Origin of the sequence: Zobellia roscoffensis (assembly GCF_015330165.1) — a bacterium.
Classification (GTDB): Bacteria; Bacteroidota; Bacteroidia; order Flavobacteriales; family Flavobacteriaceae; genus Zobellia; species Zobellia roscoffensis.
Window position 1 is genome coordinate 3,492,814 of the sequence record NZ_JADDXT010000002.1, and the last position, 17,280, is coordinate 3,510,093.

8 protein-coding genes are annotated in these 17,280 nt (G+C 39.9%); 3 read left to right on the plus strand and 5 right to left on the minus strand.

What is annotated here, in order from left to right; all coding sequences use genetic code 11:
- The 3 genes from IWC72_RS14185 to nagB all read right to left on the minus strand — a co-directional run bounded on the left by IWC72_RS14185 (position 1) and on the right by nagB (position 4,953).
- Positions 1–1,575, minus strand: coding sequence for a glycoside hydrolase family 3 protein (locus tag IWC72_RS14185; protein WP_194530211.1), 1,575 nt, complete (start codon positions 1,573–1,575; stop codon positions 1–3).
- Entirely contained in the window at positions 1,568–2,842 is a 1,275-nt protein-coding gene (locus IWC72_RS14190) for an MFS transporter (protein WP_194530212.1), read from the minus strand. Before IWC72_RS14190 ends, IWC72_RS14185 begins: the two co-directional genes overlap by 8 nt.
- A gap of 182 nt (positions 2,843–3,024) precedes the next feature.
- Positions 3,025–4,953 (minus strand): glucosamine-6-phosphate deaminase, encoded by a 1,929-nt coding sequence (gene nagB, locus IWC72_RS14195; protein WP_194530213.1) that lies wholly within the window; start codon positions 4,951–4,953, stop codon positions 3,025–3,027.
- A gap of 194 nt (positions 4,954–5,147) precedes the next feature.
- On the opposite strand from nagB, the gene IWC72_RS14200 reads away from it, so the two are divergent.
- Both IWC72_RS14200 and IWC72_RS14205 read left to right on the plus strand, forming a co-directional pair.
- Positions 5,148–5,897 carry a DeoR/GlpR family DNA-binding transcription regulator gene (locus IWC72_RS14200; protein WP_194526818.1) on the plus strand — a complete coding sequence of 250 codons (750 nt, stop codon included), beginning with the start codon at positions 5,148–5,150 and terminating at the stop codon, positions 5,895–5,897.
- A 5-nt stretch (positions 5,898–5,902) separates the two neighbouring features.
- Entirely contained in the window at positions 5,903–6,712 is an 810-nt protein-coding gene (locus IWC72_RS14205; protein ID WP_194526819.1) for an N-acetylmuramic acid 6-phosphate etherase, read from the plus strand.
- Between the two features lie 2 nt (positions 6,713–6,714).
- Here IWC72_RS14205 and IWC72_RS14210 read toward each other — a convergent pair whose 3' ends face one another.
- Together IWC72_RS14210 and IWC72_RS14215 are read right to left on the minus strand one after the other, a co-directional pair.
- The gene (locus tag IWC72_RS14210; RefSeq protein ID WP_226968049.1) at positions 6,715–7,116 is read right to left on the minus strand and encodes a c-type cytochrome; all 402 of its coding nucleotides are present in this window, start codon (positions 7,114–7,116) and stop codon (positions 6,715–6,717) included.
- Between the two features lie 49 nt (positions 7,117–7,165).
- Entirely contained in the window at positions 7,166–8,287 is a 1,122-nt protein-coding gene (locus IWC72_RS14215; protein ID WP_194526820.1) for a PQQ-dependent sugar dehydrogenase, read from the minus strand.
- Positions 8,288–8,423: 136 nt separating this feature from the next.
- Between IWC72_RS14215 and IWC72_RS14220 the strand changes: the two genes are divergently transcribed.
- The gene (locus IWC72_RS14220) at positions 8,424–17,255 is read left to right on the plus strand and encodes a T9SS type B sorting domain-containing protein (RefSeq protein WP_194530214.1); all 8,832 of its coding nucleotides are present in this window, start codon (positions 8,424–8,426) and stop codon (positions 17,253–17,255) included.
- The last annotated feature ends 25 nt before the right edge of the window (positions 17,256–17,280 follow it).

The window sequence follows — 17,280 nt, forward strand, 5'->3', positions numbered from 1 at the left end:
TTAAATGGTTACGGGTAGTTTTCCTTGTACTTCTAAATTACCTAAAAAATGATTTGCTGCGACTTCTTGAAACGATATTAAATTTTGATATGCGATAACCACCGCCTTAGCATTTTCTACATTGATATGGTTTAGCACATAGGGATTTCCAAATAGGTAAAGAATCACATTTTTTTTAGCTATAATTTCATTGATGAAAGCCAGTTCGTCTTGAGTAAAACCGAAGTTATTAGTAGGTTTTATTTGAGGCGGAAAAATCGCTAAAAGAATATTTTTTTCACTTTCCTTAGTAGGAGTTTTATCTGCTGCTATGGTGAATTTTTTGTGTTTCTGAATCGAGTTAAAAAACTGATTTTCAATATTCAACGGTAGTTGTAAACCTGTAAATCCTCCTGTATTAAATTCGGTGATTACCTCATTTGTTCCTTGGTATAGCGTAATACTTTGCTGGGCTATTTCTGTGTTTAATACATCAGGATTTGTTAAAGTGGTACTTGAAATTTTTGTGGGAGCAATCGCTTTTTCTTTTAATCTCCAAAAACGATTAAAACTCTCTTCTATTTGTGTTTCGGAACTATTTTTCAAGATGGTATCTATTCCTTCTTTAACATGTTCAGCAAAACAAAGCACATCATTTCCAGCATCAAAAGCAAGCCATTCCAACTCTCCTTTTGTTGGAAATTTTTTTGAAACCGCATGCATGTTCAGTGCATCGGAAATAACCACTCCCTTATATCCCATCTCCGTTCTAAGAACTCCTTTTATAATATCTTTTGATATGCTCGAAGGTGTATCCGTTCCGTTTGCTAGGGCAGGAACGGATAAATGTCCCGCCATAACTGAATCTACCTCTTCTAAAATAAGCTGCTGAAATGGATATAGTTCATTTTTGGTCAACTCTTCTTTGGTCTTGTTTATTAACGGTAGTCCCAAATGTGAATCTGTTGCCGTATCTCCATGACCGGGAAAGTGCTTAATACTTGTTAATATACCTTCAGATCGGGTGCCATTGATGTAGGCCATGGCTTTTTGAGTGACTTTTACTTTGTCCTCTCCAAAAGAACGATAGCCAATAACGGGGTTATTTGGATTATTATTGATGTCTACACAAGGTGAAAGGTTCCAGTGTATTCCGGCAGCTCTGCAATCTTTTGCAATATTTTTTCCCACTTCATAAATCAAATCATCATGTTCATCAGGGAGTGCTCCCAAAGTAATAGCATACGGATATTGAGGTGTTTTTTCAATACGCATGGCCAGTCCCCATTCGGCATCAATCGCAATGAGTAATGGATATTTAGCTGCTTTTTGATAACGGGCCATTAGATTTTGTAATGTATCAAAGCTCTGTTCGTTGGAAACCACTTTTTTCTTTCCTTCAAAATTAGTCGCCGCACTGGCCCTACTATGAAAAAAGCACAAAGAGCCAATATGGTGTTCTTTGATCAGTTTTTCCAATTGCTGAATTTCTTCTTCAGTGTCATTGATGAACGCGGCAGGCATGAAGAGTTGCCCTACTTTTTCGGCTAAGCTTAATGTTTGCTCGGCTTGGGTATATGGTACTATCTTAGGCATCTAATTTGGTAGCTTTTTTCCCGAAATCTGCGGGGTATTTTATAAATTTCACTAGAAATAGAGCGGGTAGTGCAGCAATAACTACCCAAACAAAGAACCCTCCGTATCCTAACCATTGTTGCATAAAGCCACTGATCATTCCCGGGAGCATCATCCCCAGTGCCATAAACCCGGTTGCAATGGCGTAGTGAGAGGTTTTGGACTTCCCTTCGGAGATGTAAATGAGGTACATTAAAAAGGCGGCGAAGCCAAATCCGTAACCAAATTTCTCAAGTATTACGGTTCCTGTAATGGCATAGACGCTTGTAGTTTTGGTCATGGCTAAAACAGCGTAGAGTACATTGGGTAGGTTTAAGGATATCACCATAGGTAACATCCATTTTTTAAGTCCATCACGAGATATTAAAATACCTCCAAGAATCCCTCCAATAGAAAGGAATATGACGCCAGCGGTGCCAAAAATGGTTCCTAATTGTTCAGTGGAATACCCTAAACCACCTTTGTCAGGAGCGTCTAGGAGAAACGGAGCTGCCATTTTAACTAGTTGAGATTCTCCAAGACGGTACGTTAAAATAAAGGCTAAGGCAATGCCAATTCCGGGTTTTTTGAAAAAAGAAGCGAATACTTCAAAAAAGCCTTTTGGGGTGTCTTTTGTAATGTCTGTTGAAGATTCGTACTTGGGAGCCGCAAAAAAGTTTGAAACCGTTAAAATAAGCATAAGAAAGGCTGCTGCGGTCATGGTAAGACTCCAAGCTTTTGAATTATCTCCATATTTATTCTCTAGGAATCCGGCCATCACTACAATTAGTCCTTCGCCTGTAACCATAGCAAGTCTATAGAACGTACTACGCATACCCACAAAAAATGATTGCTTCTTCTCGGTCAAACCTAGCATATAGTAACCATCCGAAGCAATATCATTGGTAGCCGAGGCAAAAGCCGCCATCCAAAAGCAGGCCAGGGTAGTGGTTAAAAAAAGACTTGTGGGAATAGTAAGTGCAACCCCAAACAGGGCTATTGCAATTAATAACTGCATGGATAAAAACCATTTCCGTTTGGTGCTTTTAAGGTCAACAAAAGGACTCCATAATGGTTTTAAAACCCATGGCAGGTACAATAGACTGGTATATAACCCTATGTCTTCATTGCTGACACCTAGTTGTTTATACATTATAACGGATACGCTTACAACCAAAACGTAGGGTAGACCTTGGGTAAAATATAAAATGGGTACCCAAACCCATGCTCCTTTGTCTTTTTCTATCATGAAGTTAAATGTGTAGCTTGAAATTCAAAAGTGGTTTAAAGCTACTATTTTTAAGGGTATCTTGTGTAGAAATCAACTCTTGTTCCAGATTTTTTTAACATTTCTGGGAAGGATGATTTTTGTTTTCTAGAAATGCGAAAGGCCCGTTAGTACTGCACAACGGGCCTTTTTTATAAAACTATTTAGAACTTGTAACGTACAAAAGCTTCCATGGCGGCGTAGTGCGAAAGCCCAAGGGCACGGTACCTTTCTGCAGTATTCTTGTTTCTTTCTTCGGCGCGCATCCAAAACTCTCTAGAATCATCACCTTGAAACATAACTCCGTCTTTTTGCGACTGGTGACAAAAAATGGCATATCGCTTTTTGAGAACTTGACTAGGACTCATAGGCACTGCCATTTCAATTTCATCTACATCCCATTCGTGCCAAGCACCTCTGTAAAGCCATAACCAACAATCTTCCATAAATGGCTCCGGTTTTAGTCTTCTCATAGCTTCAAAAACAGCATCAAGACATACTTTATGCGTTCCGTGAGGGTCCGCTAAGTCGCCTGCGGCAAAAATTTGCTGCGGTTTAATCTCGGAAATAATGTTCATCATGATTTGTACATCTTCTTCTGAAAGGTTGTTTTTCTTGATGGTTCCTGTTTCGTAGAAAGGCAGGTCTAGAAAATGAACATTTGAGTCGTCCAATCCTAAATAGCGAACGGCTGCATAAGATTCCCCTCGTCTTATATTACCTTTTAATTTCCGCACTTCCAAGGAGTCAAAACTACTATCTTTCTTCTCTTTTATAGTGTCAATTATACTTTGTGCTGCTTCGGAAGGAGCTATTCTTTTTGATATTTCGGCATATCGCATAGCATCTGTGTCTGAAACGGCAATGTTACCAGATGTTTGATACACCACATGAACATCATGCCCTTGTTCTATGAGTCTATCAAAGGTTCCACCCATTGAAATGACATCATCGTCTGGGTGAGGGCTAAATATAATTACTCGTTTTTTTGCAGGTTCTGCACGCTCGGGACGGCTAGAATCATCGGCATTAGGTTTTCCTCCGGGCCAACCTGTAATTGTGTGTTGTAGCTTATTGAACATTTTAATGTTCAGGTCATAGGAATCTTCCATGGCAAGCAAGCCGGACATGCCATTATCATTATAGTCCTTATCTGTTAGGCTTAGGATAGATTTGTTCGTTTCATTACAAAGCCAAACAATTGCTTTGGAGGTTAAGTTCTCTGTCCATTCTAAAGATTCATCTACTAACCAAGGAGTTTTGTTTCGTGTTAACTGGCTTCCCGCTCCGGTATCCAAAACAAACGTACAGTTTTTATGGTTCTGTAAATACGTAGCCGGAACTTGAGGGGAAATCTCTCCTTCAACTGTTTTTTTAATAATACTAGCTTTGTTTTCACCCCATCCTAAAAGAACAATTCGCTTAGCACTCATAACCGTTGCAATACCCATAGTTATGGCTTTTCTAGGCACATTGTCTATTCCCAAAAAGGCAGGTGCGGCATCTACAATTGTAATATGGTCTAGGGTAATGACACGTGTGCCAGAGTTGTAATGTGACCCGGGTTCATTGAATCCCACGTGACCCGTACGACCAATACCTAGCAGCTGAAAGTCTAGACCGCCATTTTTCTTGATTTTATCATCATAAGCAATACAGTAGTCAATTACTTTTTCGCTTGAAACTGTACCATCAGGAATATGAATGTTTTCTGGGGCAATATTTACATGATTAAAAAGGTGCTCGTGCATAAAATACCAATAACTCTGACGATTATCCTTTTCCATAGGAAGGTATTCGTCTAAGTTAAAGGTGATTACGTTATGAAAGCTAAGACTGTCTTCATTATGCATTCTTACAAGTTCTTCATAAACCTTAATAGGCGAGGAACCAGTAGCAAGACCTAGAACACAATTTTTGTTAGCCTCTTGCTTTTTTCTAATAAGAGCCGCAATCTCCTCAGCTACCTTAATAGATGCTTGATTGGAGTCTGAGAAAATTACATTGTGAATCTTCTCAAAACGCGTTTCTTCAAATTGACCTACAGGTCTGTACCTAATATTGGCCCCGTTTTTTTCTAGAATTGTTTTCATGTTAGCTGCTATTTTGTGTGCGTTGTGTTTGTTTCAATATGGCAAATATATGCAAACGAAATCCATTTTGCTGTTTTTTGCGTTTTTAAGATGCTGTTTTTTGCAATTTTTAATGATTATTTAACTTTAGGCTAGAATAAAACTGCAATTCTCATATTTTGCTATCTTTGCTGATGAATCTAATTTAAACGATAATGCTAAAAGAAGAGCGGCAGCAGACTATTCTAAACGAAGTGGAGCTGCATAACAGGATTCTCTTGACCGATATAGCCGATACTTTAGATGTTTCTATTGATACGATTAGGCGAGATGTTAAGGAACTAGATGCCGAAAAAAAGTTGCGGCGTGTACACGGCGGAGCCATATCTTTAGGTTTTACCACTAATAGCACACGCAACAGTAATATATATAAGCAGAAGGATAAGATCAGAATAGCCGAGAAAGCTCTGGCCCTTATAAAAGATGGAAGTGTAATTTTTGTTGATGGAGGAACTACCTGTCTAGAGTTGGCGCAGTTGATACCCGAACATATAGAAGTAACTTGTTTTACACACAGTCTACCCGTAGCTATGGAGTTGCTTACAAAACCTAACGTGACCGTTATAATGGTGGGTGGGCAAGTTTCAGGTGAATCACAGACAGCAATTGGAGCCAATGCAATTCACAATTTAGCGGAAATAAAAGTGGATTATAGCTTTATTGGAACAGGTTATGTCGACTCTTATTTTGGATTAACGGAATTTGATTGGGATATAGTGCAAGTAAAGAAAGCCGTAATAAAATGCTCAAAAAAAACGGTACTTTTGTCTATCTCAGAAAAACTCAATTCGCAGCATCGCTATAAAACATGCGATATTAATGCAATTAATACCTTAATAACCGAGTTAGAACCAGAGAACGACCTTTTAAACTCATTTAGAAACCACGATATTAGAATCCTTTAAATAGTATGCAGTATACCAAAATAACCGAAACACCATCTAACCACAACCATTTAGAACAGATGGATACCACAACTCTTCTTCAAAAAATGAACGAAGAAGATCAAAAGGTGGCTGATGCCGTTGCAGCAGTCATTCCCCAGATTACAAAATTGGTAGATGGGCTAGCGGAACGATTTGAAAAAGGGGGGCGTTTATTTTATATTGGAGCTGGTACAAGTGGCAGATTGGGAATTTTGGATGCGTCTGAAATTCCACCAACATTTGGTATGCCACACACTAGGGTCATTGGTCTGATTGCCGGTGGCGATGGTGCCATACGAAAAGCAGTTGAAAATGCAGAGGATGACGGTGTGCAAGCATGGAAAGATATGATGGAGCATAATATTACAGATATTGATGTGGTAGTTGGTATTGCTGCTTCCGGAACCACCCCTTATGTTTTGGGAGGTATTGCCGAAGCAAAGAAAAATGGACTTCTTACAGCTGGAATAACAAATAATCCAGGGGCCCCTCTGGCGGTTGCTGTAGATATTCCCATAGAATTAAATGTAGGTCCTGAATTCTTGACAGGAAGTACAAGAATGAAAAGTGGAACCTCTCAGAAATTGGCCTTAAACATGATTTCTACAGCCTTAATGATAAAGATAGGTAGGGTAAAAGGCAACAAGATGGTCAATATGCAGTTGAGCAACAGCAAATTGGTAGATAGGGGAGCACGCTATGTTTCTGAAGGTTTGGGTATTGATTATGATAAAGCAGAGAAATTACTTAAAAAGCATGGGTCTGTAAAAGCGGCTATTGATGCTGGCGCATAGGCTTATTTCTTAATAGCTTCTACCTCTTCAGGTGTTACTATTTTGTCTGAAGAATTCCCCCATGAATTCATTATGTAGTTCATGACGTCTGCTATTTCTTCATCTTCAAGCCCCATGGAAGGCATGATGTTGTTATAGGTGACTCCGTTTACAATCATTTGTCCTTGCTGACCGTATTTTACGCCATGAATACTTGCCTGTCGGTTTTGAGCGAGATAATCGGATTTTGCCAAGGGAGGAAAGGTGCTTGCTATACCTTCACCTTCTTCTAAATGACAAGTAACACAGAAATCGGCATAGATTTCACTGCCTCGTAGCATACTTTCTGCTAACTCAGGTTCTTGTGCTTGTGCGAAGTACCCCATCAAAATCAAAAAAACTAAGGAACTAAAACGATTTTTCATTTTTGTTGTTTCAACGGTATTTTTAAATAACTGGTAAATGGTGTTTTGTTTATGATTTAGGAACTAGCTTATAGATTCCCTTTCCTTCAACGGCCACATAGATTAACCCATCTGGACCTTGCTTGATATCGCGTACCCTACCTAAATCCGTCAATAATTTTTCTCGTTTTACAACTTTGGTGCCGTCCATTTCTAGGCGTTCCATATATTGGAATTTTAATGAACCAACTAAAATACTTCCTTTCCAACCTTCGTAATTATCTGTAGTTACGAACGCCATGCCGCTTGGCGCTATACTAGGTACCCAATAGTGAATAGGTTGTGTCATGCCTTCCATCTCGGTTTTATCCGTGATAGAAGTACCACTATAATTTACACCATAAGTAACCAGAGGCCATCCGTAATTGGCACCTGCTTTAATAATATTTATTTCATCTCCACCTTTTGGACCATGCTCGTTATCCCATATTTCACCGGTTTCAGGATGTTTAATCAAGCCTTGAGGGTTACGGTGTCCGTAACTGTAAATGGCAGGTTTGGCACCTTCTTTTCCTACGAAAGGATTATCCTCTGGAATTCTTCCATCGTCATAAAATCGATATATTTTACCACCATCACGCGTTATATCTTGGGGGTTTTCATCTCGGGCACCACGTTCGCCTATAGATAGATATAAGTAACCATCATTGTCAAATTCAATACGCGAACCAAAATGTTGGCCCTTGGTTGTATTTGGTGATGCTTTATAAAGTATTTCTTTGTCAGTCAGAGTATTATCATTCAGTTTACATCGCATAAGGGCCGTATGTCCTCCTTTTTCTATCCCTTCTTCTGATGCATAAGAAATATAAATCCAACCCGTATTTTCATAATCTGGATGTAATTCAATGTCTAATAGTCCACCTTGGCCTCTTTCGTAAACTTCAGGAACGTTTTTTACATTCGTTTTTTTTTCGTTTTTGTAATGGATAAGTTCTCCAGATTTTTCGGTAATCAGTAGCTCATTCTCGTTTAAAAACACGAAACCCCAAGGCGTCTGCAGTTCATCGATCAGTAGTTGAGCGGTGTATGGGGTGTTTTTTGGGGTATCTACTTTGTTTTCAGTGTCTTGTGCGCAAGAATAACTAAGAGTTATAGCGGCTAAAGCTATGGTTAATACACTATTTCGCATAATTTGACGTTAAATGATATTATTAAGGTATCCCGTTATGGTTAAAGATAACGAGAATTTATAAGTTTAAAAGAATTACCAGAGAGAAAGTGATGCACCCCAAATCGCTCATTTTCTTTTTAAAATGACTTAACCTATGCTCCCAAAAAAAACACAGCGTATTCTGTACGCGCTACTGTTAATGACCTTTTCAGTGGTTTGTACTTCTGCTATAGCCGGCAAGAAGGCTTTCAACATTTATGCTGAAGTAGCCTCTGCCGTTAAAGAGGTGGTTTCAGTTAAAAGCGAAGCTGCCGACAATGCAAAGACCATTTCAACTAAGGCTCTGAAAAGTGGCACGGCTAAAGAAGCCGCTGCTGCTCCTATGTTTTCGACCATTATTCAGAATGCCGATGAAGAAGTAGGTTGTGCTGCTGATGGTTCTACGGTTGCACGATTTAACCTTTGTGGTGACTCTGATGACAGAGTTATTTCATTAAGTACTAGTGGTAGTAGGGAGTGGCAGGTTCTTAACCCTTCAGGAAGCTGTCCATTTAATGTTGATGAAGATTGTCCTAGCTCTACAGGAACTCCAAGTTGTTGGACTGGCTTAGGTTCTCCAACTAGTTATACACTTGATGCAAGTTCGGTTAATCAATCTACAGGTGCTCAGTATAGGGTGCGAGTTAATGGCGGTACTTGGTACTATTTTAAAGTTAAGAAAAGTACCATATCATACGGGGTTTCATCAAAAGATTTTGTTTGTAATAATCCGGGTAGAATAGAAATTACGGGTCTTCCTAATAGTTATCAGTTTAACCTTAGTGAAGGTGGAACGGTTGTAAGGCCTTACCAATCTTCTTCTATTTTTTCAAATTTAGACCCAGGTACCTATACTGTTAAAGCAAGATTGAATATTTCTGGGCAGGTGTGTGAATATTTAATTGGCCCTATTGAAATTGAGCAAGTAGATATTGACATTGACGTAACCTTTACAAACCCTGTTTGTAGTGGAGAGACAGGTACTATTGATGTTTCTATTAACCCTGAAGTTCCTGGTCCGTATGTATATACCTTATTAGATGATAGTGGTGCGGAAATAGAGTTTACCTCTACCATTTCTAGTAATACCTATACTTTTGGAGCAGTAAGTGAAGGTACGTATGCCGTAAAGGTAGAAACCAATGATTGCAAAGAAGACATTCCTAATGGTATTGCAGCTCCTATAGAATATGCAGATACTAGTGGTAACCCAATTACAGTAGGTACGGGTTTAAGCCCTATTACAGTAGCAACAGATACCAATGGTATGAGTTTTGGATGTTCTACCATATCTAGTATAGATATAGATGTAACCCCATCAGGAGGTTCGGGTACTTATAGCTATACTGTAAGTGATGGTGGTGATTCTGGAGGTAATTTCACGGGTACAAGTTCATATACGGTTACCGGCCCTGGTACCTACACTTTTTTTATTACCGATGATCAAGGCTGTACAGCCGAAAAGTCTGAATATGTAGCAGAGTTAGATCCACCAGATGTTACCGCAACAGATATTGTTGGTACGTGTACCAATGGTGGAGGAAAAGTTGACTTTAACGTTACCGATCCAAAAGGTTTTAATTTAGAATTTAGAGCAACGAATAATGCGGGTGATCCGTTTACTAGTTCTTCTACCATTCCTGTTGCAGATGGCACTTATAATATAGTTGAAGTTCAATATTCTCAAGGTGCTTTTACCTGTATTTTATCTTTACCTGCAGTAACCGTTACTTCGGCGGGTGGACTGAGCAGTTCTGCTTCTTTAACCCAAGATTATACGTGCGTAAATGGAGGTGGTATCATTGATTTTACACCAGCAAGTGGAGGTTCGGGTACAGGATATGAGTACAGTATAGATAACGTTACCTACCAGGCAGGAACAACTTTTACGGGTTTAACACCGGGAAATTATATACCTTATGTAAAAGATGACGCGGGATGTTTTCAAGCATTAACACCAATAGATGTAACGGAGCCAACTCCTCCGGACTCTATAACTTTTGCTCAAGACAATCTAGATTGTGCTTCGGGAACAAGTAGGGTCACTGTAAATGTATTACCTGCAACTTATACAGTTACACAATATGAAATTATTTCATCTAACCCTGCAACGACACTACCTCCAGCACAAGCAAGTAACGTTTTTCCTGGTTTGGATTTAGACACCTCTTATCAATTTGAAATTACAGATGATAGTGGTTGTACCCATACAGCAAGTTTCACCACAGGCGGCTTTAGTTCTATTAGGGCTCAAGTTAAATCTGGTGGGGATAGACGTGTTTGCCCTAGTGCAACCGATGGTAATGGCGCATTTATAATAGACGGTTTTGCTACAGATTACAACTATGCAGTTGTTCAATTGCCAGGTACATCAGTTATAAGTGGTACAAGTAGTGATCGAGAAATTCCTATTACAGGCTTAGGTGCTGGGACCTATGAAATTACAGTAACCGATAATGAAACCAATTGTACATCAACTATATCCTTTGATGTAGAAGAAGCATCAACACCATTAGGTATTACTGTAGCAGAGACTGCCATGACTTGCCAAAATAATAATATTGGAAGGGTAACAGGAACAGCGACTGGCGGTTTCAGCGGATATAATTATGAATTGGAATGGCCTGGTGGAACCGTACAAGGCCCAAAAACAGGACGTAATTTTAATGGTTTAACTGAAGAAGGAACATATACTTTAACCGTAACCGATATCGAAGGATGTTCGGAGTCAACAACGTTTACGCTAACAAGGGTTGATGCACCTACAATTTCAGAGGGAGCAATAGATTATTGTTATTCCCCTACTAGTGACGGAGAAATAACGGTTACTTCTACTGCGGGTACTGCGGATATATCAACACATCAGTATCGTATTAATGGAGGAACATTAGTGTCGCCTGGTACTGCCGGCACACATACCTTTACAGGATTAGTTCCGGGTAATTACACAATTGATGTGGTAGATGGTAATAACTGTACTGATTCTACAGTATCTATTAGAATACCGCCACAGATTCAGGTAAGCTTAGATTTGAACAGGGAAATTGACTGTGGTGGTGATGGAGAAATGCAAATTACAGTCTCTGGTGGAGATATTTCTGATTTAACCTCTACCTCGTACACCATATTTAGAGATGGTGTTGCGGTTGCAGCTCATACTGGAAATCAACTTCCATCCAATACGTTTACGTATACTATGGATTTTACTCAATTTGGAGATTATACGGTTGAGGTATCGGACAATAATGGTTGTAGTAATATCTCTGAACCTTTAACCTTTGTAGAACCTACCAATATTGCCGCAACACCTAGAATAGTAGGCCCTAGCTGTGGTGATGCCAATAGCGGTTTTGTTGAGATAACACCAACAGTGTCTTCAGGCGTACCGCCGTTTGAGGTTGTATTTGCACCTGTAGGTGAGTTACAGTCTAATCCATTGGATCCGAATAGTGCAACAGGTGATGCTATTGATTATGCTTTCTCTGATCAGACTGTTTATTCAGGTTTGGCGGCAGGAGATTATGAGTATGTTGTGAAAGATTCAAGAAATTGTGTCACGGCAGTAACTGTAGTTTCGGTAGTGACAGATCCTATAGGTGCACCAGACGCAACGGTAACACCAATTGATGCTACTTGTACTACAGGAGATTTGTCTGGTGGAGTAATAATAGACCTACCAACAGTAGGAGTAGAGAACTATACTGTAGTCATTGAGGATAATTTTGGTAACGCTATTTACACTCAAAACGATGTAGCAGATACTGATTTTTCACTAACGATAAACGACTCAAGCCTTGTTCCAGGAAATTACCAAGTAATTATCTTAGACTCAAGAGGCTGTAATGATATAGAGCCTTTTACGATTGATTCGGCTAGTTTGGATATAATTCCTGACTATCCAACGCCACCTGCTACTTGTACCCCTGGCGGTACAACGGTATGTGTTGATATTACAGGTGGTACTTCTGGAAGCTATGAGATTCGTTTATTAGAAGATCCAGCTTTACCTTGGGAAACGCCAAATCAAGCACCTGGCTCACCAGACGAACATTGCTTTAATAACCTACTATGGGGAACTTCTTATACGGTAGAAGTTCGAGATACAGCAACGAATTGTGAATATCAAGAGGTTATAACTTTACCTGAAGGGCCTGGCGGAGACGTAGTTCTTGCAGTTGATAACGCTACCTGTAGAAATGGTGACGTAGGGGTAAACTATACTATAACCACAGGAATTGCTCCTTTTGATGTTGTTATTACTAATCTAGATACAGGCGAAGTTGTGTATGATGTAACAGGATCACCGTTGACAACTTTAGCTACTGATTTATCTGTTCCAGCAGGTCGTTACGGCATAGCGGTTGAAGATGCTGGTGATTGTTCATATGGAGATGAAGCAGAAGCTATTTTAAATTTACCCCGAGTTGATGTTATTGATAATCAAAATGCAAATTGTAATGCTTTAGGTCAAATAACGGTGAGAGCAAATGGAGGAGCCGCACCTTATGAGTTTGCTTTTGTGGAACAAGGTATGTTAGCTCCTGGTGTTCCACCAGCGACTTCAGAATTTGACAGTTCACCAACCAAAGAATTGGCAGGTTCTATAGGTGGTATTACCTATGATATTTGGGTTATGGATGCAGGGGGGTGCCCAGCAAGTACATCGGCGGCAATTGTACAGTTAAACCCTGACTTACCATTGACTCCACCTGTTGTGAACAACGCATGTGATGTAGTTACTACGGCTGCCACTGGATTTAATATAGAACTTAGTTTGCCCGGAGATTTTGATACGCCTACGTTTACCTTAAATGGTGTAAGTCAGACCGTGGCTAACTCAGGGTCTGCAGGCACACCCACCATCGCGACCTTTACGGTCAATAGTGTGGGTAACTATCCTTTCGAAATTATTGATGCAAATGGATGTAGTGTAGATGGCATTGCAGAGGTATTTCAAGTACTTTCTGCATCTGGTAACTTTAGTACAGAACCGAATTGTGAGAATGACGATGGTATTGTAACAATTACGGCCGATGGTGGTAGTGGTGATTTTACGTATCGATTGACGGGTACTCCGATTTCCGGTCCAGCCCTTGATATCACCGATTCCAACAATGATGGTATTTTCCCAGATATTCCCCCTGGAGACTATCAGGTTGAGGTTACAGACAATCAGGTTGTTGATGGCTCAGGTACCAATTGTACGGTTACCGTTGATGATATAATTAGATCAGCACCAACAACTCCGGTTATTGCTGATACTGGAGCAACGGACGTAAGTTGTAATGGTTTAGATGATGGAAGTATTTCTGCTTCGATTGTAGCGGGTACGGATGTAGATGGTATTAAGGAATACAACTTGTACAATACTAATTTAGCTTCCATGCCATCTGATTATGACGTTAGTTCTCGTAATCAAACCAATAATTCAGGTTCCTTTATAAATTTAACTCCAGGCACCTATGTACTAGAGGTAGTGACGGATAGAAATTGCTATGATAGGGAAGAGGTTGTTATTAACGAACCACCGGCTTTCAGCATAACTGCTACCGCTGGTACATTGCAATGTGAAGTTGGTGCTAACAGATTTAGTACCACAATACTTACAGCAACTGTTGATGGTGTTGAAGTAGGGAATGGCGCAGATTATGGATTTAAGATAAACGCAACGGATAGCTACCAAACAACAAGTAGCAATACGATGGATTTTGTGATTGTTGATGATGGCACAACGCAAACGTTTAATGTTTATGCAATTGATAGTAATGGTTGTGAGTATATTAGTGCAGATGTGGTCATTGACCCTCCTAATAATGTAACAGCGACAATTACTCAAGTGTCTCCAATGGATTGTGAAAATCCGGAGCGAGTTCGTGTAACTGTAACGGGGAGTACCAACTTTATTATTGAAGATCAAGGTTTTTCTGTAGCTCCAGTAGCTGATCAGACCCAACCAAGCGGTAGTTTTGTAGAATTTGATTTACCTATGGTTGCTGGTGAGTACAATTTACAAGTAAACGATATAGGAGGTTGTACGTATCCTATAGCTGCTTATGTGGTAGATGAACCTGTGTTACCAACGGTGACAATTACAGAATCACAAGCTGTAAGTTGCTTTGGAACTACAACGGGTGAATTAAGTATTGACGTAAGCGGCTTTACAGGAGAATATGAATATTGGGTATACGATTCTAGTGATCCAGGATTTACTGGAGGTGCTTTTGGTACTCCTGTTAACGGAAACTCAAATGGAATTGTTGATATAGCTACAGACGGAAATCCTTTTATAATTACGGGGTTAGAAGGAGGAAACCACCGTGTGGTTATACGTGAGAGCAATAAGACAGTTGCGGGATGTGATGTATACAGTAATGCAACTACTTTAACAACGCCTAGCGAAGCTTTAGTTATAGCTACTTTAGAGGAAATTGGTCGTGTTGGTTGTAGTGATGATTTAGGTGAAATTGTAGCTACGCCTCAAGGAGGATGGGATTCTTCTCCATATGAATATATGTTGGAATATGAAGCTACCGTTGGTAGTGGTTTTGCGCCACACTCCAATGCTTCATATGCTACTTTCGCAGCAAACGGAGACAACAATACGTTTACAGGACTTTCTAGTGGAAACTACCGTGTTACGGTCAGGGATATTGAAGGCTGTACCGATTCTATGGAAATAGAATTGGAAGCTGTGCCTGCAATAGAGGTAGAGGCTATAATCACCAGAGAATTGGAATGCCCGACTGGTAATGATGCCATTATATTAGCCGTTGATCCAACGGATAGTTCAACACCAGGCGCAATTGGTGGCGTGCCAGGAGCGGGGTACCAATATAGATTGTTGCATTTAGGAAGTGATAATAATACTGATATTGTGACTGAGACAGGTTATCAAACTAATCCAGAGTTCTCTGGTACATCAGGAGTTATTCCTGGCGGATGGTACGCGGTTGAAGTAGCGTCTACTTTAGGTTGTGGTGTTGTGTCTGCACCTATTCAGGTAATTCCGCCACCACCAATTAATCCGGCCTTAATTCAAACTTCAGTTCCTGCTTGTGGTAATATTGCTACTATGATGATTAGAGTAAATAATCCCCAGGGTGGATCATATGAATTCCGTAGAATTTATCCTGATACTCATCCATTATATGTGCCACCGGGAGATCCAAGTATCGTTTGGTCAAATATAAGTGGAACAGACTCCAACGGTTTGCCTGTTGAAACGGGAATACCTGGGAATATTAATGAGGCATATCGTTATGAGGTTCGTAAGCAAGGTAGCTTAAGCTCTTGTTTGGCTATTAAGACCAATGGTATTACTATTACTGATGCAGAGGCATTAACTTTAGATCCAGCTTCGCCTACATTTGATGTTTCTTGTTCTGATCAAGTAGATGGTAGAATAGAAGCAATTGCGAATGGAGGTACGGGTATATACGAATTCCGTATTTATGATACTGATCCAGACCCATCCAATCCAGATGGTTCAAAGGATGCGTTTGTTGCAGAATTACAACCTACTTATGGTAATCGACCAATGCAAGATTTTGGAACATTCGAAAACTTGGAGCCAGGTACGTACTATATCTCGGTAATAAGCCGTCTAAATTGTGGGGTTGTATCATTACCGTTTACCATAGACCCTGCCATACCGGTAAATATTGTCGAATCAAGTACGCCAACAACCTGTTATGGAGAAAGCGATGGTACCATTACCATGGAGGTTACAAGTGCTACGGCAGGTTTGGTACAGTTTGCTATAGAGCCTAATTTAAGTGAGTTCTTTAGTGATCCAGATAACCCAACGGTATATACATTTACAGATTTACCAGCTAACACGCCTAGTAATCCTACGTATACGGTATTGGCACAAGATGCAGAAGGTTGTCCGCAGACTTTTGAAATTACGGTTAATGAACCTGAAGAATTAGAAGTAGCAGATTTCAGTACAACGCCTGAAACGTGTATCGGTTTTGAAGATGGTACCGCACAAATCACGGTAACCGGTGGTACGCCATTTGTAGACCCAACAACATTAGATGAGTATTATGAGACCCGTTTAGTTGGTCCTAATTCTGATGGAACAGAAGTGTTCTTAAGAAATGATAATCTATACTTTGATAACTTAATAGGAGGCGAAGGGTATATTGTTTTTGTACAAGATGCCAATGGCTGTAGTACAAATGTGTTTATTCCTATAGAAATAGGCGTAGATTTAACAGCAGAACCTCTAGTTCAATACGGTTGTGAAGGTATATTCCCTAATAGTACGGCTTCGGTTCAGATGCAAGAAGAGAGTTTGATTCCGGAATTGTTATTCGCATTGAACCCTATTGATCCATCTGATGCTATTACAGCATTGGCGACAACCGAGCGTTCGTGGGGTGATTTACCTGCAGGCGACCATACCGTTTACATTTATCATGAAAACGGATGTACCAACTTTGTTGAGTTTACCATTGAAGGGTATGATCCATTAACGTTGATAGCGGAAAAAACCGGTCCAAATGAGATTACCGCAACAGCAGAAGGCGGTTTTGGAGGCTATGAGTTCTTCTTTGACGGACAGTCTTACGGTAGTGAAGGTATATATACTACCACAGAGAGTGGTGAGGTTGAAATTAGAGTAGTAGACCAAAATGGTTGTGTGGCAGTTGCTGTTATACCGTTTGAATTTACTGGAATGTTAGAAATACCTAATTTCTTTACGCCTAACGGTGATAATGAAAATGATTTCTGGGCACCGGGTAACCGTGAGTTCTTCCCAGATATTGAAGTTATTATCTATGACCGTTATGGTAGGGTAGTTGCGGAACTAGACGATGTAAGTAAATGGGACGGTCTTTATGAAGGTAAAGAACTGCCAACTGGTGACTATTGGTATGTTGTAAATCAAAACGATGAACGAGATATTCGATATGTCGGCCACTTTACCCTGTATCGATAAAAGTTAATTAAATACTAAATTAAAA